Genomic DNA, 26,180 nt, shown 5'->3' with positions numbered 1-26,180 from the left:
CCTGTTTTTTTGTATTATAATAGGAATCAAAGAGGAAAAGATTTCATGTTATTTTTGATTCCAATCCTCACCCCCAGGTAATTTACAAAACTCATCATCAATCACATCTCGCAAACCTTCAGTGGAATAATTATAGGTCAAAGAAATTAATCTTTTCGCTGTATTGATCACCTCAACTCTATCGACCATTTGACGTAATTGATTCGGCTTATAAATCCCTGCTTGTACTTCCACACTAGCTTCAAAAATAGCATCTTTAAAGGCATTTTCTAAATCATTATCCCACTCATTAATTTTAATATAATAAGATGTTTTATTAGCCTTAAGATTCAATCGTTGGATTTTTAAGATAGAATCTCTAATAGAAGCCGCCCAAGAATTGGTTAGACGTTGTTCGACTTGGTTTTTAATTAAATGCACTAATAACCGGACTAAAAAACTTTCAATTTTTTGTAAAATTTGTTCTTTACTCATCCATTCCCATTCATCTATAATCGCTAAAGCATCGTCATATCGACCCTCTATAATACTTTGTTTTAAATCTATTAATTCTTGATTCATAACTTAATCTCTTAATATTAGGAAATTTTGGAATTTAAACACTCACTTCAGCAATGAAAGCGTCTAGGATAGCTGATTGTTCTTCTAAAACCTCCTCGCCAAACATTTTAATATGACAACGAATTGCAGAATTAACATCGACTAAAGCATCTTGATAGGTCTCTCCTTCCCCAACAACAACACCTTTAATTCCTAAAGGATAAGCAATATAACCATCAGAATGTTTTTCAACAATAATTTTAATAGATTTCATAATCTTAAAGGTTTAAATCAATTAATTTTTATTTATTAGAAACCAGGTTTCTTTGAGAAACCTGGATTTCTAGTTTGGCTTTCACAACACCAATTTTACTCCCTAGTGAATAAATTCTTTTTTAATGTCTTCAAGTGATAGGGTTTTTTTCGATTTAAACTCATTTCTGGAATTTTGAATAATTTCTAAAAATTCTTGATTCGTACTTAATACTAAAGATTCAGGATCAACTCCTTCTAAAGAAACAACGGCTGCAACGGCTTTTCCATTAACTGTTAAAACAATGGTTTCCTGACTAAATTCTTCAGCATAAGCTGATAAAGATTGGGATGCTGTTGAAAGTTCAATCGTTTTCATTTAAGTTTTACCTCTTGACCACCAATAAATAGTCGATTTCCTTGCTTTTTACCGACTGCTAAAATTCGCACAACATTGAATTCATCAACAATAACATCATAAAAAACCCGTAAAGAACCTATACGGAGTTCCCAAGGTGCTATAGGATTAGGGCGTAACGGTTTGCGGTTGCGAGTTTGAGTTAAAGGATCATAGACAAGTTGCTCCTCAATGGCATCTATTATGATAGCAATTTCTCTGGGTGAGAGGCTCATCAGGTGTTGTCGAACAGATTCAGCAAATTCGATATCATACATACAACCATACCTGTATAAAAAAATACAAATAAATTGGTCTAAAAATCCGTAATATTAGCGAAGCTTTATTGTAGATGTAGCTTGTATAATTTTACTCAACCTCAACTTTTAAAGGATTGTCATGGCCGCTAACAATAATTCTGGAATTGAAGCAGTGGTAACTGAGTTCGGATTCTTAGGTACTATTGCTACAGGAGCAACTCTCGCATCTCAGGCTGGAATAGGTACAGTAGTTGTAGCAACAATTGGAGGAGCAGCAGGTGCTACTGCTATTGCTGTGTCATTACCTGCGATCGCAGGAGTTTGCGCTGCTATTCCATTAGGTCTTTCAATAGGTAACCGAGCAGTTGAAGGTGTCCGATACTTAACCAACCGAGGAGGTACAACCTCAACGAGACTGTCTAACATTCATTAATTGCAGACTGAATTACTCAGAAGTTTTATTCAAAATAGCTAGGGATAAGGAGATCCGATTTCACCTTATCCCTATCTTCTTGATTATAACTTAAAACGTTCCTGCTAACGCCTGAACACACCGTTCACAAATGGTAGGATCATCTTTTGATTCCCCAACATGAACCGAATAATTCCAACAGCGATCGCATTTTTCCCCATCCGCTTTCACAACACCAATTCCCAAACCTTCTAACTGTTGACAATACTGTAACCCGTTTAAAGCTTCAGCACTTTCTAACAGTTCTACTTGGGAACAAATCAACAGATAACGCAACTCATCAACCCCATTATTTTCTTTTAATTGTATTGTTTTGGGGTTCATTTGTTGCAGGCGTTGACGCAAATTATCATCGGCTACAAATAACAACACTTTTGCTTCTAAAGACGCGCCAATCATTTTGTCTTGCCGTGCCTTTTCTAAGACAACATTAACCTCACTACGGATTTGTCGTAACTGTTGCCATAACGCCCCTAATTCTGGCTTCTCCCAGTGTTTTTCTAACGTGACCCAACCCGCTTCAAATACCGATTTATGGGGCGTAGAATAGGGAACATTTTGCCAAATATCTTCCGCCATGTGACATAATACAGGTGCGATCGCCTTCGCTAAATTTTCTAACGCCACGGCTAACACCGTTTGACAACTGCGGCGACGGGAGCCATCAACCCCACTAATATATAAGCGATCTTTGGCAATATCTAAATAGAAATTCGACAAATCTACGACACAGAAATTCTGAATCACCTGGAAAAATCGGAAAAATTGATAACTTTCAAACGCTTCTGTTACCTCCTTAAATACCTCCGTGATCCGGTGCAGCATATATTGATCTAAATCCGGTAATTCTTCGTATTTAACGGTATCTTTACTCGGATCAAAATCATGCAAATTCCCTAATAAAAATCGAGCCGTATTTCTGATTTTGCGATAAACATCCCCCATCTGTTTGAGGATATTTTTACCCAGAGGAACATCCGAAGAATAATCCACCGATGACACCCACAACCGCAGAATATCAGCCCCATAGGGAGGTTCCTGTTGTTGATTTTTACCCCCTTCAATTACAATCGCCGGATCAACCACATTCCCCAAGGATTTACTCATTTTCATCCCCTTTTCATCGAGAACAAATCCATGAGTTAATACCGTTTTATAAGGCGCATGACCATAATTAGCCACACTCGTTAATAAACTCGATTGAAACCAGCCCCGATGTTGATCAGACCCTTCTAAATACATATCCGCCGGATAACGTAATTCTGGGCGTTGATTTGCAACAGCAGCCCAAGAAGAACCGGAATCAAACCACACATCCATCGTGTCAGTTCCCTTGCGGTAAGTCTTGCCATTATTACGGTATTCTTCGGGTAATAATTCCGCAACGGATAACTCCCACCACGCATCCGAACCTTTTTCCGCAATAATAGTTTGAACGTGATTAATCGTGCTTTCATTTAATAGCGGTTCGTTGGTTTCTTCCTCATAGAAAACCGGAATCGGAACCCCCCAACTGCGTTGTCGAGAGATACACCAATCACTGCGATCTGCCACCATAGAAGTAATCCGATTTTCCCCTTGGGCGGGAATCCATTTAACCTCAGAAATCGCTTTTAAAGCTGCATCTCGGAACCCTTCAACGGAAGCAAACCATTGTTCTGTAGCTCTAAAAATTGTGGGTTTTTTCGTGCGCCAATCGTAGGGATATTTATGTTGATAAGGCTCTTCTTTTAACAATGAATTAACTTCTATTAAAGCCTCAACAATCTCTCCATTTCCCTCTCCTAAAACATTCAATCCTTCAAATTTTCCAGCTTCAGAAGTAAAATTTCCATGATCATCAACGGGGGATAAAATGGGTAAACCATATTTTTGACCCACAATATAGTCTTCTTGACCATGACCAGGGGCGGTATGAACTAATCCCGTACCCGATTCTGTGGTAATATAATCCCCACCCAAAACAATCGGACTTTCCCGTTCAAATAACGGATGTTTGTAGGTACAATGTTCTAAATCCTTGCCTTTAAACGTGGCTTTAATCGTTAACGGATAACCCAACGTTGTTGATAATTGTTCCGCTAAATCTTCCGCCACAATTAAATATTTAAACTGAACAGGTTTTTCAGTTTCCCCCACTTCCACAACGGCATAATTTAACGCGGGGTTAACGGCAACCGCTAAATTACCCGGAATTGTCCAGGGAGTTGTTGTCCAAATCGCTACCCCTAATTCTGATAGAAATGGCGTTAATAACTCGCGCAAAGGTTCAGCCACTGTTAACAGTTTAAAGGCAGCAAATAAACTGCGAGAAACGTGACCTTCAGGATATTCTAATTCGGCTTCTGCTAAGGCGGTTTTAGAACTGGGACTCCAGTGAACAGGTTTGCGTCCTCGGTAAATATATCCCTCTAAAACCATCTTTCCAAATACACCAATTTGGGCGGCTTCATATTCCGGTTTTAAAGTTAAATAGGGATGTTCCCAGTCGCCCCAAACCCCATACCGTTTGAAACCCGCTTTCTGTTGTTCAACGGTTTGTAAGGCAAAATCTCTCGCTTTATGACGCAACGTTAACGGGGTTAATTGTTCACGTTCCCCCGCTTTCATGTTTTGTAATACTTTCAATTCAATGGGTAAACCATGACAGTCCCACCCCGGAACATAACGAACTTTACGACCTTGTAAAATTTGATAGCGATTAATAATATCTTTAAGAATTTTATTGAGAGCATGACCAATATGCAGCGCCCCATTCGCATAAGGGGGGCCATCATGTAAAATAAACAATTCACCCGGATTATTTTCTGACAGGCGTTGATAAATTTCCTGTTCAGCCCAAAATTCTTGGATTTCCGGTTCCCGTTTCACAGCATTTGCCCGCATATCAAATTTTGTTTGGGGCAAATTGACGGTATCTTTATAAGACTTGGCTTCTGTCACAGCAGTATCCTGAGCGATTCTCAATAATTTATTCGTATTTTATCTTAACGTTAATTCGCACAAATTGTAGTGAGTCCTTCAGGACTCAACTCTTTCGCGTTCCTAATCTTAAGGGAGAGAAGACCCATCCGTGTAAACTTAACCCTCGTTAGCCCTGAACTCAAGTTCGGGCTAAGAGCTAAAGTCATCTAAAGATGACTAAATACCTATCTTTCTTAACCCGTTTTAACGGGTTTGAGCTTTTAGCCCGAAATTTATTTCAGGGCTTTTTGTCGTTAAGTTTACACGGATGGAGAAGACCTCACCCCTACGGTTTAATTATGTTTATTGAATTTGTTCTTGAGATAATCCTGTTATTTGCACAACTTGATCAATACTCATTCCATTTTGTAATAAATTCAAGGCAACTTGACGCAGTTGAGATTCCGCTTGTTCAGCGCGTTGACGTTCCTGTTCAGCCCGAATCCGTTCTTGTTCAGCGCGTTGACGTTCCTGTTTAGCATTTTGACGTTCTTGTTCAGCGATTTCTTCCCCTAACGGTAATAATTCCCCGTCTAAAGTCGCCCAACGTAACCAAACCCCTTCAGTCCCTTGATAAATTCCTGACCAACGCACTAATGATAATCCTAAAGATTGACTAATAAATTGCTGATTTTCGTTCAGAATTAGCGGTTGATAAATTCCTTGTTGCAGAAAGAAACCCGCCCAATCATCAGGATTAAAGGGATCATACCAAAAATATTCAGAAACTCGTAATTGATTTTGATAGATTAATTTTTTATCGGTTTTATCGGTATTAGCGGTACTTTCTGATAACAATTCTATGACCACATCCGGTGCTTTTCCTTCCTCCCAAACCACCCAACTTTTGCGTTCTCCTTTAGGAACACCCACCACCGCAAAAAAATCTGGCCCGCGAAAATCCCGGTTTTTCAGTTGTTCTAAACTAAAATAGACAAACATATTTCCCCCAGCATAGCCATCTGTTCGGGCGTTTAACCAAGGTTGCAGGGTCAGAATTAACAGGGTCATCTGCTGGACGTGACGTTGGCTTTCCATCGGAACTCCATCGGAGTAGGGTAGTTCATCCTGAGTCGGAGGAGAAGAAAGATTTGCCGTTGTAACCATAGCAAACACAGGGGGGTTGAGTTCTGTTCCCCTATGGTAGCTTGTGATTCGGCTTGACTGGGTTGAGTTGTATTGCGTTTTATTAAAATTATTAAAATGATGGTGCGATCGCCTGGTAAGATCAACTGTTGATTTTTATAAACACTCAATATTGACGCTCGTTAAGTTTGGAGGAATAATGGACGCGATTACAAGTTTCTTGGGCAATATCAACTTTGAGCTTATTGCACAGCTTACAATGTTGGGTTTGATTGTGGTTGCTGGCCCCGTAGTCATCGTGTTACTGGCTTTTCGCGGCGGCGATCTGTAAAGACATCAGGACTTACCAGAAACCGGGTTTCTCAGCAAAAATCTGGATTTCATCAGCAAAATCTGGGTCAGAAACCCGGTTTCTCAGTAAAGACATCAGGACTTACTAGAAACCGGGTTTCTCAGCAAAAATCTGGATTTCATCAGCAAAATCTGGGTCAGAAACCCGGTTTCTAACTCTAGTCTTGAATATAGGGTTGTCCTGTGGTTAAAGCAATTTCCGCCCGCACAAATTCCCGTCCTAAATACAACGCATGATCTAAACAACTGATCGGACAGGGTTGAGTTTCTTCAGTAATTTTAATTCCTAATTCTTTAGCTGTTCTTCCTTTAAAAATAGCAGTGGGTGTTCGCTTCAAACTCCCTGTACAGGGAAAAGGTTCTCCCGTTTCAGGATCAACGGCTAATCCTTTTTCATTAATAGCATTGGTATAATGTTCGGCACAGATTAACCTTGTTTCTTTATCAATATAAATAATAAAATATCCCGACGGATCAAGATGAATAAAACGATTAGAAAGCTGATCGTCTAAAGCAGCGAGTTCTTGAGCGTTGAACGTTGTTGATTGAGCAGACACAATATTAATAAGGAATTGATAAAGTATACCTGTTTACAGTTTATCTGATTTCAACCCTACATTTCCATTAACTTTGCAGTGGGGAGTTCAAGTTAACCGACCACACCTACCCCAAAACTTACTAAACCTGACCTAATTAGATTTAATTTCAACTAGAAACCGTCTTTTCAACCACCTCTACCTATAAATTTTGGTGTTGTTTTTTTTGGCAACTTAATAATGCTAATAAGCCTAATTTTAAGTACAGTTATCAAATATTACGCTAAATATAGTGTAAAATAAGATTTTTGTCAATGGGTATCACTAAATATGGAATTAGAGTACAGTGGTAAGGCATGAAATTATTATAGAAGTGGGTAAAAAGATTGACTATGCAATCAACATCACTATCCATAGCGACAACCCCCAGCAAAGATATTAAAGTCATCAAACGGGATGGAAGTTTTGCTCCGTTAGATGTTTCTAAAATTCGAGAAGTTGTCAACTGGGCTTGTGAGGGGATGGAGGCGAACCCCATTACCTTAGAAGCGGGACTCACCACCCGTCTCCGCAATGGTGTGACCACCAGAGAAATTCAGGATAATTTAATTAATTGCGCCCTAGAATTATGCAGTCCCTCAGACCCCGACTGGCGTTATGTGGCTGGAAGACTGCATATTTGGAGTTTATGGAAAGATGCCTTAGTTCGTCGAGGTTATGAATACGGCGACTATTGTAGAACGGTTCACAACAAAGTTGAACAGGGGCAATATGATGTTAGGATTTTAACCTATACCGTAGAAGAACTTCAAGAAGCTGGGAGTTGGATTAATCCAGAATGGGATAAAGATTATGATTATGCTGGGGCGGTTTTGTTAAGTAAACGCTATTTATTGCCCGATGAATTACCCCAAGAAGCTTTATTAACCTGTGCCTTACTATTAGCAATTGTTGAAACATCCGAAAATCGGTTATTTTGGGCAAGAAAGTTTTATCAAGCGATCGCTCAACGAAAAATTTCCTTAGCGACACCGATTTTAGCTAATTTAAGGATTCCTCATGGTTCATTAAGTAGCTGTTTTATTACAGCAATGGATGATAACTTAGAAAGTATTTTTGACACTATTAAAGATGCCGCTAGGATTTCTAAAAATGGCGGCGGTGTCGGAACAAATGTTAGTCGAGTTCGGGCGACCGGAAGTTGGGTTATGGGGAAACAAAACACCTCTGGGGGTGTTATTCCCTGGATTAAATTATTAAATGATACGGCGATCGCGGTGAACCAAGGCGGTCGTCGGGCGGGGGCAATTACAGTTAGTTTAGATATCTGGCATTTAGACGTTCCTGAATTTTTGGAAATGCAGACCGAAAATGGAGATCAACGTCGCAAAGCTTATGATATTTTTCCACAATTAGTCATCCCAGATGAATTTATGCGTCGGGTGATTAATCGAGAAGATTGGACACTGATTGATCCCTATGAAATTAGGGAAAAATTAGGCATTGAATTAGCAGAAACTTGGGGTGAATCCTTTGAAAAAGCCTATCAAAAAATAGAAGAAAATTTAGATACAGAAATTACCCTTTATAAAAAGGTAAATGCTAGAGAACTGTTCAAGTTAATGATGCGTTCTCAAGTGGAAACGGGAATGCCTTATTTATGGTTTAAAGATACCTCAAATCGAGCTAATCCGAATCAACATGAAGGGTATATTCCGGGGGGAAATTTATGTCAAGAATCGTGGAGTAATGTTAAACCCGGAGAGGAAGCACACACTTGCAACTTAGATTCCTTGAATTTGGCTAATATTGAACCCGAAGAACTCCCAGAAATCTGTGAAATTGCGGTGCGAATGTTAGACAATACCATTGAAATTACCAATGCACCCTTTGAAGCCAGTAAACACCATAATCAAAAATATCGTACCATTGGGGTTGGGGCGATGGGGTTAGCAGATTGGTTAGCCAAAAATCGCTTAACCTATAATCATTTAACCGAAATTAGTCATCTATTTGAAGATATCGGTTTTTATTGTACTCAAACCTCAATGGAATTGGCAAAAGAACGAGGTGCTTATCCAGCCTTTAAAGGCAGCACTTGGAGTCAAGGAAAATTAATTGGAGCAAAACCCGTAGAGTGGTTTTTACAACACGCAGGAAATAAAGAACGCTGGCAAAAATTGAGTTTGGAAATTCAACAATATGGGATTCGCAATTCTCATATTACCGCGATCGCTCCTAACACATCTTCTTCCTTAGTGCAAGGATGTACCGCTAGTATTTTACCTTGTTATAGTCGTTTTTTCTATGACAAATGGGCAAAAGGAACCGTACCCATTGCCCCACCTTTTCTGCGGGATCATTTCTGGTTTTACCCGGAAAATAAAAGCCTAAATCAACAAATTGTTGTGAAAGCAGTTGCTACTGTTCAACAATGGATTGATACCGGAATTTCAATGGAATTAATGTTTAATCTCAACGAAGGAATTTATTTCCCCGATGAGCCTGATCGGACTCTTAAAGCTAAAGATATTTTTGATACTTTAATCTTGGCTTGGCAACAAGGGTGTAAAGCCGTTTATTATGTCAGGACTGTACAGCGTGACAGCTTCAAAGAAACTGATGATAGCTGTGCCTCTTGTGCAAACTAAAAGTTAAAGATACAGTAGAGACGTTGTATACAACGTCTCTACTGTATTTTACAAGTATGACCCTAGACTTCTTTTCATCATCAGCAATGGATAAAAATGGGCATCAAAAACCCTTAAAAATGCCCATAAATCCCATTTTTAACCCCAATGGAAACGATGATATTGCCCATCGTTCAATTTGGTTTGGGGAAACCACCAATTTAATGCAGGTGCGACCTGAACTGGTCGTTTGAACTGGGACGGCGAAGTCCTCTAGGGATTTCCACCCCTAGCCCTCGTAGAAAAGACTCGCAAGAGTCCGACGACTACCAAAGTAAGTAATGAAATGGTAGGAATGCACGTCCTAAATGTAGCCTGAAGCTGCTAGGGTTAAGCGGTCAAGGAGCTAGAGGGAAAAGATGGGAAGGACGAACATGGTCTAAGTTGTTGATTATGCTGCGTGATAGTTTGAAGAGCCAAACTACCCTGATAGGCTCTAACCAAAATGGTAAGGAGGTGGTCTAAATATATTGCATTTATTTAGACGTGGAAACAAAACCCCTCCCGCAGTAGAGACAGCCGCCCTAACCCATCCAGAAACTTCAAACGATACAACAGGATAAGCCCTACAAAGTCTTAGTCGAGGTCGAAAAACTAAGTAGGCCAATCGTAAGAAAGGCGGAATCCTTTGGAGGGTAAAGGATGAGAGAAAAAGCGAAAGCCCTTTGGTAATAAGAGGGATAGGGGTTCTAAATTTGCCCCTGACCGAAAGGAATAGCAGACTTCTCTTGGGTCTTATACGGAAAAGACAATGACAAAGAAACCAAACGGAGATAAAAGTTAGATGTCAGCAAAACTGATAAATGGAGTCAACGGACAACTAGAGGACTGGAGCCAAGTAAATTGGAAGAAAGCCCACAAGATTGTTAGGAATTTACGTCAAAGAATTTTCCGTGCCCGAAAACTTGGTCAGTGGAAGCAGCTACGACGGCTGCAAAAACTGTTAATCAGAAACTACGCCAACCTATTGCTAAGTGTCAGACAAATTACTCAGGTTAACACCGGAAAGCAAACGGCGGGAATAGACAAGGAGGTTGTAAATACACCCGCACAGCGAGTAAAACTTGTCCAAGAATGGAAGATGCCAAAAGCAAAAGCCACAAGACGGGTGTATATACCCAAAGCAAATGGCAAGAAACGTCCTCTCGGAATTCCTACCGTAAAGGATAGAGTCGCACAGGCAATAGTCAAAAACTCACTAGAACCCGAATGGGAAGCAGTGTTTGAGCCTAATTCATACGGATTCAGACCCGGAAGAAGCTGTCAGGATGCTATCGCTCAATGTTTCCAAAGATTAAGCGTGAAGAATGGCAGAGAGACAGACTCTTATATTCTCGATGCAGATATTGAAGGATTTTTCGATAACATTGCCCATGAATCCATTCTGAATATGATTAATTCATTTCCCAAAAAGGAACTAATCAAAGAATGGTTAAAAGCAGGATTCGTCTATGATTGTGTCCACAATCCCACCAATACAGGTACTCCGCAAGGAGGTGTTATAAGTCCACTACTGGCTAACATTGGATTACACGGACTCTTAGAAGTAGTTGAAAGCCTACCAGTCTATCAATACCATGACAATGTAAACAAGAAAACTGGTAAGGTCTATCAACATAAAACTAGGACTACTCTAGGTGTCATTCGATATGCAGATGACTTTGTAATAACATCAAGGGATAAAGAGACACTAGAAAAAGCGCTAATCCTGATTAAGCAATGGTTAGCAGAAAGAGGACTTAATATTAGCGAGGAGAAAACAAGGATAGTACACATAGAGGACGGATTCAATTTCTTGGGGTTTAACGTGCGTCGCTATCAAGGCAAACTATTAATCAAACCTCAGAAAGAAAAGGTCTTAGCTTTTTGTCAGAAAATAGGGGAAACCATATCAATGATGAAAGCTTCGACTCAAGAAGAAGTCATCAAGAAGTTAAATCCAATTCTCCGGGGCTTTGCTAACTACTATAGAGGTGTAGTTAGTAAGGAAGTCTTTGAATATATCTCACATAGAGTATGGCAATACCTTTGGACATGGGCGCGGCGTAGGCATCATGCCAAATCAACAGAATGGGTTAAAAAGAAATACTTCACCCGGTTAAAAGGGAAAGATTGGACATTTATGTGTCAAGGGACTGGTAGGAAAGGAAAGGAAAAAACTTACATCCTATACGACATCAGTAGTACACCCATAGAGAGACACATAAAAGTCAAAAGTAATAGCAGTCCAGATGACCCTAACCTTAAAGAATACTGGGAGAACCGCAACACAAACAACGGTAAGAAATACTGGGCAAAAGGTTCTAAATATGAACAAATAGCCAAAGAACAAGGATGGAAATGTGCCGTCTGCGGAGAACACCTATTCAACGGTGAAAATATCGAAACCCATCATATAGTACCTGTTGCAGAAGGTGGAACGGACGACACCGAAAACCTGATGCACCTGCACAGTGCGTGCCATAAGCAGGTACACAGTAAAACCAAGTTTGAAGGCTTGAAGTAAGGCTTGAGCCGTGTGATTAGTAATAGTCACGCACGGTTCTTAGGGGAGGGGGGAGCGGTGACGCTCGAACCTTACCCGACTTAAACGACGTGCGTTATTCCTGGGCTGTCGGTTTGTACAAGCAAATGCGCGAGAATTTTTGGGTTAATTAGGTAGCTCAGATTAAATCCCTTGAAAACGGTGGAACTCTGTATAATTTATTGGCGTAAGGTATTCCAAAAATTAGATAAATGTATTCTCTTGTGTTCTAACTGTCACAGGATTTTACATTACAGACAATACCGTGCCAAGCTTGCTAAAAAGCAAGAAGGTGTAGAGACTAACCCTATACGGGAGTAGGCAGTAAGCGATTGACTGTCGAAGCAGGGGACTCCTTTTTAGATTAAAAGGATGATGAGATAGTCCGATCCATAAGGTGACTTATGGCAGCTTGAATCAAGCGGGTTAGACTTAGCGAATCTAACTGAACACAAATGACCTGAAAAATTAGATATTACTCAGGATGTCGTGGATTATGTTAATTTAACTCCCGATGAACGCTGGGCATTTGATGGAATTTTATCCTATTTAACGTTCTTAGATTCCATTCAAACCTGCAATATTCCTCATCTCAAAAGTTGTGTAACTGCCCCAGAAATTAGTCTGTGTATGGCAGAACAAACCTCTCAGGAGGCAATGCACAATCAGAGTTATCAATACATGATTGAAACGATTATTCCATCGGATCGGAGAAATTTTGTCTATGATTTTTGGAGAACAGATGAAGTTTTACGCGATCGCTGTGAATTTATTGCCGGAATTTATCAAAAATATATGGATAATCCCACCCTTGAAAACTACTTTATTTCCCTGTTAGCCGACTATATGTTAGAAGGACTTTACTTCTACAATGGGTGTGCGGCTCGTTCTGTTGAAATGATTTAGGTTTTTCTGAACTTAATCTGGGAAACAGGCGAGGTTCTTTACAAGCTTCATAAATCTACGGCAGGAATGACTGAACCTAGAATGGAGTAATTTACGAACCTTGACAACTCAATTAGCTTGATGGTGAAATTCCATCCCATTCAGATACCGAATGTGACTCCACTTCCACAGGTTTGAGACTGACCATCAACGCCTGAAGCTGGAAGGAAATGCGATAAAACCTTGCTGCTAAGGCATACCATCGCTAGGGAAGTAACTCATGGTTAACTAACAGTGAACTGTCAACAAGCCTCGTGATAGAAAATGGCGAAAAAGTAGATGACACGCCAAGCCAAAGGCAAGCTCCTTGGATTAAGTAATAGCCGTTGCTTAATCAAACTAAAGTAACTATCCGTTTGCTTTAGGAGGTATCCATTACAGGAGTCGGGGTAAAGACAGAACCTAAAAGTTACATAAGAAGCTAATTGGGAACGAGAAAAACCTTAAAGTCTCTTGGATAGGTCGATATTCAAGTAGGTGTCAACCGTATGGCTATAAGGGGAAGGATGTTCTAAGAAGCAAACGCTTTTCTGTAATGGAAAAGATACGCTGACGTAGGACGGCTTACAGAAATTATTGATGGAGTATGTAATTTTATGTCCAATGCCATTAACGAATCAGTTAAGAGGAAGGAATACGAAACTGACCAAACTGAAGCTTGGTTCAATATTAATTGGAAACAAGTTTCACGGAAAGTTTATAAGTTACAGAAACGGATTTATGAAGCTACCCAACGTGGCGACATAGGGGCGCAACGCTCTTTACAGAAAACGCTTGTTAATTCTTGGTCTGCAAAGGTTCTGGCGGTTAGAAAAGTCACTCAAGACAATCGTGGCAAAAACACGGCAGGAATTGATGGAGTTAAAACTCTAAAGCCCAACCAAAGACTACAATTGGCGGAAAGGCTCAAAGTAAGCTCCAAATCCAAACCCGTCAAGCGAGTATGGATTCCCAAGCCGAACAAGGATGAGAAACGACCACTAGGCATACCCACTATAGAGGAACGAGCAAAACAAGCTCTCCTAAAAATGGCTCTTGAGCCTGAATGGGAAGCCAAGTTTGAACCTCATTCATACGGTTTCAGACCTGCCCGAAGCACCCGTGATGCCATCACTTACATCCACACAGTGCTGTCAACAACAGACGGGAAATGGGTATATGATGCCGACATTTCAGGGTGTTTCGACAACATTGACCACACAGCCCTATTGGATAAAATCAATACTTGTCCAACTTTCAGACGGCAAATTAAAGCATGGCTGAAAAGCGGGGTTATTGACTTTAATAACAAAGGTGAAAAAAATGGATTTACTCCCTCAACCTCTGGCACTCCCCAAGGTGGTGTTATCTCTCCACTCCTAGCTAACATCGCCCTTCACGGGTTAGAAGAACGGCTGAAGGATTGGTTATGGAATGAGAAGAAATATCGAATTCCAGAATGGAACGCCACTGACCAAAGATGGGGAACAGTAGGTAAAGTGAGAACTCAAAAATCCTTGTCCGTTGTTCGTTACGCTGATGACTTTTTAGTTATTCATCCTGACAAGAAAATCATCGAAGAAGTCCAACAGGTTGTAAAGGACTTCCTAACCCAGATAGGGCTAGAAATCAAACCTGAAAAAACCCAAATGGTACACTCTACCGAGGGCCTCGACTTTCTCGGTGTCAACATCAAACACCATAAAACAGGGGAATACAGAAGTGCAAAACGAACCAACGGAAAAACCACTGGATATGTGATGTTAATCACTCCCAGCAAAGAGGCTGTCCAGAACCACTATCAACGCCTAGCCCAAATCGTTGACTTACACAGGGCATCGTCACAGGAAATACTAATCAAACATCTGAATCCGATAATCCAAGGGTGGTGTAACTATTACCAACCCTATGTTTCTAAGGAAGTCTTTGTCAAAATTGACCATCTTTTAACACATAAGTTAATCCGATGGGCAAAAAGAAGACATCCTAATAAACAGAGGAAATGGGCGTATCGTAAATACTTTACCCTCCAAAAAGGAAACAGATGGACATTCCGAGGCAAAACAAATACCCTGATCAAACACTCTGACATTCCAATTGTCAGACATATAACGGTTAAAGGCGAAGCGAGTATTTATGATGGCAATTTGGCTTATTGGGCAAAACGGGTTAAATCTCACCCCATGCTGAATAGCACAGAATTAAAACTGATGCAAAAGCAAAAAGGAATTTGCCCTATTTGTAAAGGTAAATTCAATGACGGGGACTTATGGGAAACAGACCACATTCACCCTCAAAGCAAAGGTGGGAAAAGAGAAATGAAAAATCTCCAACTCATCCACAAACATTGCCATCTTGAAAAGACCAGAAACGAGCGTAAACAAGTCACAAAAGTAGAGCAAAACTGCACTGTAAGTCAGGAGCGGTGTGAGGTGAAAGTCTCACGCACCGTTCTGAAGACAAGTGGTAATCGTGAGGTTATCACTTAGTTTAACTCATCTATTTCTACAATTTGGCTTCCCGAATGTTAATGCCGGGATCTGCTGATATTTTCAAAATGATTAACCGTTAAATTCATAGCGGCTTTTCACGGTAACGTGAATCGAAAACCCCTCTAATTCAGGGAAACTCTCAATTGAGACAATCCTGAGCCAAGTAGAAAGATGAACTTCCCCATGTTATAATTCATCTACAGCCTAATAGATGTCTTAGCTCATGGATGCGAAACACCCTGATTTACCTTATACCGTTTCCGAAGATGGTTCTATGCTCAAAGTAAGAGGTCAAGGAATTAAGAAGACGACCCGAAGTACCGCCGGATATCGTCAGATTAGTTGCTATGGAAAGACATTTCTTGTTCATAGAGTTGTTTGGGAAGCATTTAATGGGGAAATACCACAGGGATTGCAAATCAATCACATTGACGGAAATAAAGCTAATAATAGTCTGTCTAATCTTGAGTTGGTGACACCTGCTGAAAATATCCGTCATGCAGTCAAAACAGGATTAAAACAAGGGCAGTCGTGCCGAAACTAACTCTATGGCAAAACTCACGAATGAACAATATTTGGAAATAATCCATGATCTTGTCAATGGGGCAACCAATCAAGAGGTTGCTGATAAGTATGGGTTACACTCCCGCTATATCTCACTGATTCGTCATAGAAAACGTTTGAAGTCTGTTTGGCAGCAATTCGAGAATGAACATCAAGTCGTTCAAGTTAAAAATAGTTCGGGTTTAAACAGTAAAATTCCTATTGAGAAAAGAATTGAAGCTATTAAGAGACTCCCGACTTGCTCTAATAAGGAATTAGCCCAATGGCTTGATGTTGACTGCTCTGTTATTAGCAATGTTCGTCATAGAAAAACATGGATTGATGCTTGGGAAGTTGTTGATTCTAAAGGTGCAACGACTAGCGGTAAAAGCGTAGGTTCAAGTGAACCGAAACGGGGGGCTTCCTATTAGGAAGATGATATAGTCTATTCTGAAAGGTGACTTTCAGCAGTTCTTAAGAGAACGGGCAAGGACTAACGACCCTTGTTGAATATTAAGGATGAACTTTCTCATGTTCGGTTATTCCAAAAGTTAATTCCTGAAGCCATGCAAGTGTTTACTCATTCCGTTGACCAAGTTTATGAAATGTTCAATACTGCTGTTGAACATGAATGTAAATGGACTAATCATATTGTGGGCAACAATATCTTAGGAATCACGGAATCTAGTACCGAACAATACACCAAATATCTAGCCAATATTCGCTTGCGTTCGATTGGTTTAGAACCCCTTTACACGGATAAAAAGTACAGCAAAAGTCCCTATACCCATTTAGAACGCTTCTCTGATACCAAAAAAGAAGCGCATACTAAAGCCAATTTCTTTGAAGCCAGCGTCACCAGTTATGTGATGTCTTCCGGCGTTAGCGGTTGGGACGAAATTTAACCTCTCGTAGAGACGCGCCATGGCGCGTCTCTACCGTTGGGATAAAATTTATGTCACCATAAAAAGAATAGCGTTCTAAGCCTGTTTGCTCGAAATCTGTATGAATACTATCCCTCCTACAACCGAGAGTCTTATTCCCACAGAAAGACTCAAGAATTTAATTAATCAATCGATTACAACCCTCGAAACCTTGCTTCAAGATCAGAACGTTTCCCCTTCAGAACGAGCGAATATTGCCTTAAAAATATTAGAAATGGGAGGATGTTCTTCTGTTATTCCCCTTGAACTTGTACAATCTCCTTCTCTGCTGAGTTCATCTTCACTTTCTAACAAGCCTACTGTTCCCCAACTGGCTGCAACGACTGTTGAAGTTCTCCCAACTTCAGCACCGATTATTCCTGAGAATCAGCTAACAATTTTACCCGCTCATTATGTCCAAATTGAAAGTTTCTTATCCCCTAAAGAACACGAAGAAGCCTTAAAAATTGCTTTAAAACAACCGAGTAAATTTGTCAATTCTAAAACGACAACTCAAGCTATTAATTATCGTAAATCTTCTATTTTATATGCAACGCTATTCCCTGATTTTTATGAATTTCTCCGTAAAAAAATAATTGCTACACTTCCTTCAATTTTAACTCAGTTGAATATTGCACCCTTTAGCGTTGCTCAAGTAGAAATGCAATTAACGGCTCATAATGATGGCTGTTTTTATAAAATTCATAATGATTCTGGGAGTCCTGAAACCAATACTCGCATCCTCACTTATGTTTATTATTTTTATAAAGAACCTAAAAATTTTTCAGGGGGAAATTTAAGATTGTATGCAACGGAATGGCAAAATGGTTATGCTTTAAATGAACGGGAATTTATAGATATTGAACCTCATAATAATAGTATCGTTTTTTTTGATAGTCGTTGCAAACATGAAGTTATGCCCGTTAGTTGTCCATCCCGACGCTTTGAAGATGGACGCTTTACCCTCAATGGTTGGTTACGCGCTGAATAAGCTCGTTATAGGGACACTTTTTAAAACTGTCTACTATTATTAACAAGTTCTGTCAATCCCAATTACGATAGACCCAAACTAATACAGCTTGGAGCAACAGCAATGAGCAATAAACAAATGGTTGCACAAAAAGATACATCCGCTTGGATTCTTCAAGTTTGGGTTTCATTTATTCTGGCTGTATCTACAACTGCGGTTGGGATTGCTTACCTTCCCGTTGATATTTGGGTAAAAGGATTTATGGGAATGGGGTTAACTTTTTCGGTGGGTTCCTCTTTTACTTTAGCAAAAACGATTCGAGATAATCACGAAGCCGAAAAACTGTTATCTAAAGTTGATCAAGCTAAATTAGAAAAATTATTAGCTGAATATAATCCGATTAAGTAATTAAGCCAATTAATCCGTAGGGTGCGTAAGAGCTTCTCGCACGCACCTATTAACACCTAAAATTATCAAGTGAGGGAAGGCTCACTTAGAGTTATCCAGCGAATGAGGATACTCCAATAACACCGCAATAGCAGTTTGTAAAAGTTCTTCAGTTCGAGCTTTGATAGAACGAAGATAGGTTTTCAATTGTACCTTATGCGATCACATACCGCTATAGTTTTTTATTTTTGCTTTCCGATATTGGTAATAACAAGGTATGCTTAATCTCCTCACACACTTGGGGTGACACTTCACAACCACTATTGAGACAATCCACTAACAATTTATTCACATAGTAATACTGTTGAAGCAATTTTTTCTGGGAGTCACTGAATTGACTTTTCTCATTAAAATCTCTATATTCAATCATCACCAACTTTAATTTATCTGTCCAAATCTGGCTGTTCTTTTGCCACCATTCTATAAATTTTTCTTCATCTGTATGCGGGTCATGGAGTTGATTTTTAAGTTGTAGCGAATGGGTTAGTTTAAACTTATTGAATTTAGGATTAAGGGCATTTACCAGTTCACTATTAAAGTTATGGGCAAGGTTATGAGCAAGGTCAAAAGCTATAGCTAGATCATTTTTTAGGCTACAAAACTCACTATAAGCATCATTAAAAGCTTTATAAATAGCATTATTGAAAATAATTGCATCACTTGAAATGTTGGTAGTGTTCATTCCAGAGACATAATTAATCGCATCATCAAGGACAGAGGCACTGACAAGAGCATTGTTAAGAGCGTGGTCAAGTTGTTGGACATGGAAATGGTCAAGACCAAGAATAAAGGTAAAGTAAAAGGCTCTCACAGTTGGTTTGTCAGCAACCTGAACTACAAGTGATTTTTGGTTCACCCAGGCGAGAAACTGTTGCAACTTATCATCAGCTACAAGCTCATCAATCTGCTGTTTCATTGATAATAGTAGGTGATCGGCTGGTTGCATCATGCCAACTGCTAGTAAAAATACTTCTCGCCAACTTCTCTTGGTTATGTGGCTAACCCACCTATTCAAAGCCAGTAGATTAAGACTAAGACTATCAATAATTGCTCTGGCAGTAAAATGCTCCTGAAAAGTCAGATGGGAGAAAGAATAAATTCGCTGCGCTCTCTCTACCAATAACCCATGTTGGGCTGCAATGGATTTCAGCACTGCTTCACTATCTAGCTGCAATTGGATTGGGTCAATATGGGCATTTGGTAAGGTACAAAGATAGTCTGCGATAAGTTGCTGTAGTTTATCTTGCTCCAAAAAGTAATCCTCACGCTCAAAGGTAATGGCTGCTACCTGACTTAGTAGCTGTTTTTTGCGTAATGCAGATAAATGTTTATAAGCATTATCCCGTTCTATTCCCCTGGATTTATCCCATTTTCTTAGTAAAATTTCTAGCCCTTCTTCATATAGCTTGGCTCGGTTAGATGGGAATTCAGTTTTAGATTGAAAAACTAAACAGGTCAAAATTAACAAAATGGGGGTAACGGCAATTTCCCGAATAGGCTGGTTTTCAGGAAGATTTAGCTTTTCTATAAATCGAGTTGCCTTTTCTTTACCCTCTTCCTCTGAATTTTTGTCAACCGCTATAAACCACTTTTTAGCAAAATCCTCAATTTGCTCATCATTAAAATCTGATATTTCAACATCAGTGAAGTTGGAAAATTTATACTGTTGAGCAGCAATCCGACAACTAATAATAAACTGATTTTTGTAATACTTTTCACAAAATCGGCGAATTTGTTTGACAATTTCATCACCATCCTCTTCTGGCACTTCATCCAAACCATCAAGTAAAATCAGTGCTCTACCATAATTTAGTATCTTGTCTGTTACCGATTGTTTCACAATGCTACAGCTATCTAATTGTTGGCTAATGTAGTGAAATAGGCTAAAGTCTTCTCTATCGCTAGCATCTTCAGCAAAAGTTTTTAACCGGATAAAAATTGGCACTCGGTCAGCTTGTAACTGACCTTGATTACATTGGATAGCTATGTGTTGTAAAAAGGTGCTTTTACCTGCTCCGGGTCTGCCCAATACCATTAACTTAGAGTAATTTTCTATAACCGCTAGACCTGGAACTCCTGGCTTACGAACCTTGCCCAAGCACCACCGATTAAATTCATCAGTTGTTGGGTTATAGATTTGCGGAAAGTCAGAACGCTCTAATCGTGTGTAACTAATTGGTTCATCCAAAATGTTGACATCGACATAGAGGTCATCTAACTCAATCGGTCGAGCAACATCCAATATCTGCAAAGTGCCACACTGGTCTTGAATTTTGTTGTAATAGTGCGAACGGATCTGTGGTACTACCTCGACAATAACTCTCAAAAAATCAATATCCAGAATTGAACGCCATTCCAGCTTTAAATTTGAACAAATATTGATAAATACATCATGCTCAATTGGCTCACCTACGAAAAATTGCTCGATTGACTGGATAGCTAATTTAATGTTATTTGCCAGTGCCTGAAACTTCTCTGCCAAAATCAGATTTTTTCGATTTAACTTCATGTCATCTGGCTTATCCAGATATCCTTGATGACGCTTTTTTTCCTGAAGCATCGCTTTTTCGCGTTCAAAATCTTCTTTAGCTTGAATTACCGACGGAAAATTTTCAAGAGCCTGTTTTACTTCTTCGAGCTTGTCTGGAGATACCTGGAGGATTCCCGTCTTATTTACCAGAATATCAATATCACTGCTATTGTCCAGTGCTTTCCCAACTAGCTTCAATTCAACATCCTGTGATGGAGGAGCATTACTCTGCTCTTTATCCTCTTGTTCAGATTCAATGTTTTTTGGTAAATAAGCAACTTCTTTCCAATCTAGATCGAGCTTGAAGCAGATTTCTTGAAAGGATTTACGGTTAACAGTTTTGCCCTTAAGAAAATTACCAATTGGCTGGCGACGACGTAGATCTACTTCCTCTGCCAGTTCTTGTTGAGTCCATCCTGTGCGCTCAAAAGCCCTTTTTACCTTTTCTAGTTTTTCTGGATCTACCCGAAGCGATTTCCTTGCCATACCCTGACTACATAGCCTATATCCACTTTAACCCAGTCTGTTGAAACGCATACCTAAACTCATACCCAAAATCACGCATTTGGAGAACGTTACTCAAACTTAATCTCATCCATCAACCATCGAAGCTAGTTGATGTAGTGATTTAAACCTCAGAATTTATGAAATCAACCTACATCAATGGGCGGTTTTACTATAAAGATGAAAATGGCATCTTGCTACGAGCCGTTACCACAATACTTAAGGCTACACAGCCGATTGAGTCTGTAGCTGCCCTTTCCAATTGGCGCAATAAAATAGGAGAGGCAGAAGCAAATCACATTGCCTTAACTAGCCGTCGCCGAGGAGAACAATTACATCAATGGGTTAAGGAATATTTGCAAGGGTTATCTCCCACTGCTTCCAGCCTAATTGAACCCTATTGTTATAGCGTTCAATCCGTTTTAGAGAAACTTAGCGATATTCAATTAGTCGAAACAGTTGTGCCAAATTATGTGGAAGGTTACGCTGGGAAACTTGATTTAGTTGCTCGTTATGAAGGTGTTCCATGCACAATTGAGTGGACGACTGCTGAGGAACCTAAACTTCGAGTGGGAAAACTCTACGATAAACCTTTACAGCTTGTAGCTTATGGTGGTGCAATTAATCGATGCTATGGTGAAAGTTTGTTTGGCACTAAAGTTGTTAATGGTTTAATTGTCGTAGCTCTTCCAGGTGAAGATGCGGAAATATTTACGTTCAAACGAGAAGAGTTGCTCAACTACTGGCAGGAGTGGTTAAAACGGCTAAAGTCTTTTGGAGAAAAAGCAGCTTGATAACCTTGACAATAACGAAAGATTAAAATAGGCAAAAGAAAAATATTCTCCTTTTGCCTAATTCTATTAAATAAATATAAAAAATGGCAGTTTTTAGCCCACCAGAAAAAAGTTATTCGGTTGGAGAATTCTCTCGTTTCCGTTGTTCCTGGTGGCGTTTCCGACGTGCCATCGCGGCTTCGACGGGAAAACCAACAACGGGAATTACCTGATCTTGACGTTCTGCTTCTAAACGTTTCAGTTCAGTGTAATTAACCCAATGGATACAATTGACCGGACAAGTATCAATGGCTTCCTGTATTAACGCTTCTGAATCGCCATCCTGTCGAAAAACACGGGCTCGACCATAACTTTCTTCGATAAAAAAGGTATTACGAGCAACGTGGGAACAGTGTCTACACCCAATACAGGTGAGTTCATCCACATAAACCCCTTTTTGTCGTAATACACCGCCGAGTTCCGGTTCAAACCCAGACCGCTCCGGTGCATTTCGCAAAAACCCGCCCAATTCTGGTTCTAACCCAGACCGTTCGGAAACGGGTTCAGTTAGCGATACAGACCCATCAGACATTAGGCACTCCAGCGTTGTAAAACTAAGCGGATGGAACCATCTTGATGATTTTGTTGTTCTGAAACGTGAAACCCTTGTTTGGCGGTTTCATTAACAACGGTTTGGTAAGCATACCGTTGAGTGATTTTGCTTAAAAAATTCTCAACGGGAACAGCTTGTTGCCAAAATTGTAAATCAGCAACAAACTCGTATTCTTGGCCATTCCAAGTAAAGCCCAGGTCATAGCCATTGTCTTGCTCAATAACAACTTGAGCCGGACGGGTTTGACCTTGATAACCGCGCACCTCTTTGGGCCCAGCTTTCCAGTCAATGCCCAGATCGCTTAAAGCAGTTTGTAATGAGGTAAGATTACGAATTTGGGTTTTGATTTGGCTAAAGTGTGACATAGTTGGCGATTTTCAACGAGATGTTTAGTGAACTCAAAAACAGAATTTACCAATGGCTCGAACCCACATGGGTTGTCGCGCTATCTGACTGCTGTTGGTTCTGGGCGTAATACTCAGAGGTGGTTTCCTGAGTTAATACAATGCCTAATTCGGCCTCCAGTGCAGCCGTTACTTCCGCACAGGAAGCCCCAACAATACCAGTAACTTTCTCCTGCACACGGCCATCTGGATAGATGATGAATTCTAACGTTTCCATAGGCTAGGGGAATGGCGAGGAAATATAGGACAGGATAGCTCGACCTTAGCGGTTGAACCGTCGGATAGGTTGCAATCGCTCTGTCGAAGTGCGTTTGACTCGAAAAGTCCGTACATCAATTGTGACGAATGGATCAAAAACGAGTCACAACTTAACAAAAGTTATTAATACCTGAAGCAGTAGGTCAATTATATGTTAAGTTTATCCGCCTTTGAGATCAAGGTTGGAGGGAAGAGGGAATGGGGAATTACGAATTACGAATTACGAATGGGGACAGAAATTAAAGGTGCGTCGCCTAGAACCCTTGTAGAGACGCGCCATGGCGCGTCTCTACAACTGGAATGCGTAGCTCAACAGTTCAGCGTCAACCCTCAACCGCCAATTGTTCTATAATCTCTGTGATCTGCACTGCGTTGTTACGACCCCAAACCGTTATGCAACTTGCTCCCAAACCTGTTACGGATGAAACTTTATCCCAACCTCAAACGGAAACGATTATTTTAGATGTGGGGGGGATGCAGTGTGCTGGATGTGTCAAAGCCGTGGAACGTCAACTCATCCAACAACCGGGGGTGATTTCGGCTGCGGTGAATTTGGCGACGGAAGTGGCAACGGTTGAATGTGCAGTCAACCAAATTAACCCAGAAAATTTAGCTGAAATTTTAACCCATACTGGGTTTCCCACCCAACCCCGTAGTTTAACGTCTAACGCTACGGACAAATTAAAGGCGTTACAAGAGCGACATCGCCAGGACATGGGAAAACAAATTCAACGCATTGTTACCTGTGGTCTGTTGTTATTGTTATCGAGTATTGGACATTTACATCATTTTGGCTTTCCCCATATTCCCTTTCTGAGTAATATTTGGTTTCATTGGGGACTGGCTACCATTGCCTTATTATTTCCGGCGCGGTCAATTATTATTGATGGGGGGCGGAGTTTATTCAACAATGCTCCTAATATGAATACGTTGGTCGGACTGGGAACGTTAACGGCTTATTTAACCAGTTTTGTCGCTTTATTATTTCCCCAATTAGGTTGGGAATGTTTCTTTGATGAACCCGTGATGTTATTAGGGTTTATTTTATTAGGAAAAACCTTAGAACAACACGCTCGACAAAAAGCAGCCACCGCCTTTCAATCTTTAATCGCGTTACAACCAACTACAGCCCGTTTAATTCCTCCTCAATCTCAGGATATTGGAATTTTAAATAGTGTAGAAATTCCCGCCGAACAAGTCAAAGTGGGGGAATGGTTACAAGTTTTACCCGGTGAAAAAATACCCGTTGATGGCGAAATTCGTTTGGGAACAACCACCGTTGATGAATCCATGTTAACCGGGGAATCGATGCCGATTTTAAAACAAATTGATGATCATATTTCTGCGGGTACAATTAATCAATCGGGGGTGATTTTAATTGAAGCAACCCGCACGGGTTCTAATACTATTTTAGCACAAATTGTACAGTTAGTAGAAACCGCCCAAACTCGTAAAGCTCCCATACAGAAATTAGCGGATACAGTGGCGGGATATTTTACTTATTTGGTGATGAGTTTAGCGAGTTTAACCTTTTTATTTTGGTATGGGTTAGGAACTCGAATTTGGCCGGATGTGATGACCTTAGCGGGGGTAGAAATAGCGACAAATGCCCCTTTATTATTAAGTTTAAAATTAGCGATTGCAGTATTAGTCATTGCTTGTCCCTGTGCTTTGGGATTAGCAACACCTACGGCTATTTTAGTCGGTTCAGGAATGGGTGCAGAACGAGGATTATTAATTAAAGGCGGGGATATTTTAGAACGAGTCCATCAACTGAATACGATTGTTTTTGATAAAACTGGAACCTTAACAAAAGGTTCTCCCACCATAACAGATTGCCTTTCAATTTCTGAGTTAACCTCCCCAGAAATATTACAATTGGCGGCAACAGTAGAACAGGGTTCAAATCATCCGATTTCTGAAGCGATTTTAACAGCAGCAAACCATCAAAATTTACCCTTATTAACGGCATCGGATTTTCAAACTCAACCGGGGTTAGGAGTTTCGGCTATTATTGATCATAAAAAGGTATTTGTGGGCAATTTGGCGGGTTTAATGGAATTTAATATTATTCCCCCTCAACCTTTACCGGAATTTTTAGGAAAAACGATGGTTTATATTGCCATTGAGGGTAAAGTTATTGGGGTAATGGCAATGAGTGACCCCCTGAAAACCGATGCAAAATCAACCCTTGAACAGTTAAAAAACATGGGGTTACGGGTGATTTTATTAACGGGCGATCGCCAATCTGTTGCTACTGCGATCGCATCTGAGTTAAACTTACAATCAGAGGATATTTTTGCCGAAGTTCGACCCGAAGGTAAAGTGAATGTGATTCAAACGTTACAACAACAAGGTCAAGTTGTGGCAATGGTAGGAGATGGAATTAACGATGCACCCGCCTTAGCGCAAGCGGATATTGGCATCGGGTTACAAACGGGCACGGATGTTGCTAATGAAACGGCTGATATTGTATTAATGCGAAATTCCTTAATTGATATTGTTGACTCTATCCAATTAAGTCGCGCTACCTTTAATAAAATTCGTCAAAATCTCTTCTGGGCATTTGGTTATAATATTGTAGCAATTCCCCTGGCGGCTGGATTATTATTTCCTCAATTTGGTATTTTATTAAGTCCTTCAATGGCGGGTGCTTTGATGGCTTTAAGTTCGGTGAGTGTTGTTAGCAATTCGTTATTATTACGTCGTCATGTTAAACGTTAGAAA

The 26,180-nt window shown here is 40.1% G+C and carries 25 protein-coding genes and 1 pseudogene; 15 read left to right on the top strand and 11 right to left on the bottom strand.

Annotated features, from left to right (window positions below):
• Window positions 1-48: 48 nt before the first annotated feature.
• From IQ236_RS02585 to IQ236_RS02570, 4 genes are all read right to left on the bottom strand, one after another.
• Window positions 49-561: a DUF29 family protein gene (locus IQ236_RS02585; protein ID WP_193867825.1), complete on the bottom strand. Its 513-nt coding sequence runs from the start codon at window positions 559-561 to the stop codon at window positions 49-51.
• 34 nt (window positions 562-595) lie between these two features.
• Complete coding sequence (locus tag IQ236_RS02580) at window positions 596-814, bottom strand: type II toxin-antitoxin system HicB family antitoxin (protein WP_193867824.1); 219 nt, start codon at window positions 812-814, stop codon at window positions 596-598.
• A gap of 102 nt (window positions 815-916) precedes the next feature.
• Entirely contained in the window at window positions 917-1,171 is a 255-nt protein-coding gene (locus IQ236_RS02575; RefSeq protein WP_190516219.1) for a type II toxin-antitoxin system Phd/YefM family antitoxin, read from the bottom strand.
• Complete coding sequence (locus IQ236_RS02570) at window positions 1,168-1,467, bottom strand: type II toxin-antitoxin system RelE family toxin (RefSeq protein WP_228041385.1); 300 nt, start codon at window positions 1,465-1,467, stop codon at window positions 1,168-1,170. The genes IQ236_RS02575 and IQ236_RS02570 overlap by 4 nt, the downstream gene beginning before the upstream one ends.
• Before the next feature lie 121 nt (window positions 1,468-1,588).
• Here IQ236_RS02570 and IQ236_RS02565 point away from each other — a divergent pair, with 121 nt between their 5' ends.
• The gene (locus tag IQ236_RS02565) at window positions 1,589-1,882 is read left to right on the top strand and encodes a hypothetical protein (RefSeq protein ID WP_193867823.1); all 294 of its coding nucleotides are present in this window, start codon (window positions 1,589-1,591) and stop codon (window positions 1,880-1,882) included.
• 90 nt (window positions 1,883-1,972) lie between these two features.
• Here the strand turns inward: IQ236_RS02565 and ileS are convergent, their stop codons facing one another.
• Both ileS and IQ236_RS02555 read right to left on the bottom strand, forming a co-directional pair.
• The gene (gene ileS / locus IQ236_RS02560; protein ID WP_193867822.1) at window positions 1,973-4,864 is read right to left on the bottom strand and encodes an isoleucine--tRNA ligase; all 2,892 of its coding nucleotides are present in this window, start codon (window positions 4,862-4,864) and stop codon (window positions 1,973-1,975) included.
• A gap of 324 nt (window positions 4,865-5,188) precedes the next feature.
• Window positions 5,189-5,992, bottom strand: coding sequence for a Uma2 family endonuclease (locus tag IQ236_RS02555; protein WP_193867821.1), 804 nt, complete (start codon window positions 5,990-5,992; stop codon window positions 5,189-5,191).
• Window positions 5,993-6,170: 178 nt separating this feature from the next.
• Here IQ236_RS02555 and psb30 point away from each other — a divergent pair, with 178 nt between their 5' ends.
• Entirely contained in the window at window positions 6,171-6,302 is a 132-nt protein-coding gene (psb30, locus tag IQ236_RS02550) for a photosystem II reaction center protein Ycf12/Psb30 (protein WP_072720874.1), read from the top strand.
• 178 nt (window positions 6,303-6,480) lie between these two features.
• Here psb30 and IQ236_RS02545 read toward each other — a convergent pair whose 3' ends face one another.
• A complete protein-coding gene (locus tag IQ236_RS02545; RefSeq protein WP_193867820.1) occupies window positions 6,481-6,879 on the bottom strand; it encodes a DUF4346 domain-containing protein in 399 nt (132 codons plus the stop codon).
• A gap of 371 nt (window positions 6,880-7,250) precedes the next feature.
• Here IQ236_RS02545 and IQ236_RS02540 point away from each other — a divergent pair, with 371 nt between their 5' ends.
• The 10 genes and pseudogenes from IQ236_RS02540 (at window position 7,251) to IQ236_RS02495 (ending at window position 18,332) form a co-directional block, all read left to right on the top strand.
• The gene (locus IQ236_RS02540) at window positions 7,251-9,509 is read left to right on the top strand and encodes a ribonucleoside-diphosphate reductase subunit alpha (RefSeq protein WP_193867819.1); all 2,259 of its coding nucleotides are present in this window, start codon (window positions 7,251-7,253) and stop codon (window positions 9,507-9,509) included.
• Between the two features lie 56 nt (window positions 9,510-9,565).
• Window positions 9,566-9,742 carry a hypothetical protein gene (locus tag IQ236_RS02535; RefSeq protein WP_193867866.1) on the top strand — a complete coding sequence of 59 codons (177 nt, stop codon included), beginning with the start codon at window positions 9,566-9,568 and terminating at the stop codon, window positions 9,740-9,742.
• 590 nt (window positions 9,743-10,332) lie between these two features.
• Entirely contained in the window at window positions 10,333-12,054 is a 1,722-nt protein-coding gene (gene ltrA / locus IQ236_RS02530) for a group II intron reverse transcriptase/maturase (RefSeq protein ID WP_193867818.1), read from the top strand.
• Window positions 12,055-12,543: 489 nt separating this feature from the next.
• Window positions 12,544-12,978: pseudogene (locus tag IQ236_RS02525) on the top strand (ribonucleotide-diphosphate reductase subunit beta); the annotation flags it as partial.
• Between the two features lie 635 nt (window positions 12,979-13,613).
• Window positions 13,614-15,485: a group II intron reverse transcriptase/maturase gene (ltrA, locus tag IQ236_RS02520; protein WP_193867817.1), complete on the top strand. Its 1,872-nt coding sequence runs from the start codon at window positions 13,614-13,616 to the stop codon at window positions 15,483-15,485.
• Window positions 15,486-15,711: 226 nt separating this feature from the next.
• The gene (locus IQ236_RS02515; RefSeq protein ID WP_193867816.1) at window positions 15,712-16,032 is read left to right on the top strand and encodes an HNH endonuclease signature motif containing protein; all 321 of its coding nucleotides are present in this window, start codon (window positions 15,712-15,714) and stop codon (window positions 16,030-16,032) included.
• A 4-nt stretch (window positions 16,033-16,036) separates the two neighbouring features.
• Entirely contained in the window at window positions 16,037-16,462 is a 426-nt protein-coding gene (locus tag IQ236_RS02510) for a hypothetical protein (RefSeq protein ID WP_193867815.1), read from the top strand.
• Between the two features lie 72 nt (window positions 16,463-16,534).
• On the top strand, window positions 16,535-16,936 hold the full coding sequence (locus IQ236_RS02505; RefSeq protein WP_228041384.1) for a ribonucleotide-diphosphate reductase subunit beta: 402 nt from the start codon (window positions 16,535-16,537) through the stop codon (window positions 16,934-16,936).
• 100 nt (window positions 16,937-17,036) lie between these two features.
• On the top strand, window positions 17,037-17,945 hold the full coding sequence (locus tag IQ236_RS02500) for a 2OG-Fe(II) oxygenase (RefSeq protein WP_193867814.1): 909 nt from the start codon (window positions 17,037-17,039) through the stop codon (window positions 17,943-17,945).
• 102 nt (window positions 17,946-18,047) lie between these two features.
• Window positions 18,048-18,332, top strand: coding sequence for a YiaA/YiaB family inner membrane protein (locus IQ236_RS02495; RefSeq protein ID WP_193867813.1), 285 nt, complete (start codon window positions 18,048-18,050; stop codon window positions 18,330-18,332).
• A 211-nt stretch (window positions 18,333-18,543) separates the two neighbouring features.
• On the opposite strand, the gene IQ236_RS02490 is transcribed toward IQ236_RS02495, so the two are convergent.
• Window positions 18,544-21,387: an NACHT C-terminal helical domain 2-containing protein gene (locus IQ236_RS02490; protein WP_228041383.1), complete on the bottom strand. Its 2,844-nt coding sequence runs from the start codon at window positions 21,385-21,387 to the stop codon at window positions 18,544-18,546.
• 158 nt (window positions 21,388-21,545) lie between these two features.
• Between IQ236_RS02490 and IQ236_RS02485 the strand changes: the two genes are divergently transcribed.
• The gene (locus tag IQ236_RS02485; RefSeq protein ID WP_193867812.1) at window positions 21,546-22,199 is read left to right on the top strand and encodes an exonuclease; all 654 of its coding nucleotides are present in this window, start codon (window positions 21,546-21,548) and stop codon (window positions 22,197-22,199) included.
• Window positions 22,200-22,311: 112 nt separating this feature from the next.
• On the opposite strand, the gene IQ236_RS02480 is transcribed toward IQ236_RS02485, so the two are convergent.
• From IQ236_RS02480 to IQ236_RS02470, 3 genes are read right to left on the bottom strand one after another with little or no spacing between them, the layout of a single operon-like run.
• Window positions 22,312-22,770 carry a ferredoxin gene (locus IQ236_RS02480; protein ID WP_193867811.1) on the bottom strand — a complete coding sequence of 153 codons (459 nt, stop codon included), beginning with the start codon at window positions 22,768-22,770 and terminating at the stop codon, window positions 22,312-22,314.
• A complete protein-coding gene (locus IQ236_RS02475; RefSeq protein ID WP_193867810.1) occupies window positions 22,770-23,156 on the bottom strand; it encodes a DUF1257 domain-containing protein in 387 nt (128 codons plus the stop codon). The genes IQ236_RS02480 and IQ236_RS02475 overlap by 1 nt, the downstream gene beginning before the upstream one ends.
• 46 nt (window positions 23,157-23,202) lie before the next feature.
• Complete coding sequence (locus IQ236_RS02470) at window positions 23,203-23,412, bottom strand: DUF2997 domain-containing protein (protein ID WP_072720892.1); 210 nt, start codon at window positions 23,410-23,412, stop codon at window positions 23,203-23,205.
• A gap of 192 nt (window positions 23,413-23,604) precedes the next feature.
• On the opposite strand from IQ236_RS02470, the gene IQ236_RS02465 reads away from it, so the two are divergent.
• Window positions 23,605-23,805: a hypothetical protein gene (locus tag IQ236_RS02465; protein ID WP_193867809.1), complete on the top strand. Its 201-nt coding sequence runs from the start codon at window positions 23,605-23,607 to the stop codon at window positions 23,803-23,805.
• Window positions 23,806-23,846: 41 nt separating this feature from the next.
• On the top strand, window positions 23,847-26,177 hold the full coding sequence (locus IQ236_RS02460) for a heavy metal translocating P-type ATPase (protein ID WP_193867808.1): 2,331 nt from the start codon (window positions 23,847-23,849) through the stop codon (window positions 26,175-26,177).
• Window positions 26,178-26,180 lie beyond the last annotated feature (3 nt).

It is taken from the genome of Planktothrix mougeotii LEGE 06226 (assembly GCF_015207485.1).
Classification (GTDB): domain Bacteria; phylum Cyanobacteriota; class Cyanobacteriia; order Cyanobacteriales; family Microcoleaceae; genus Planktothrix.
The sequence above is the reverse complement of the archived record's forward strand: the minus strand, read 5'-3'. Positions and strand labels throughout refer to the sequence as shown.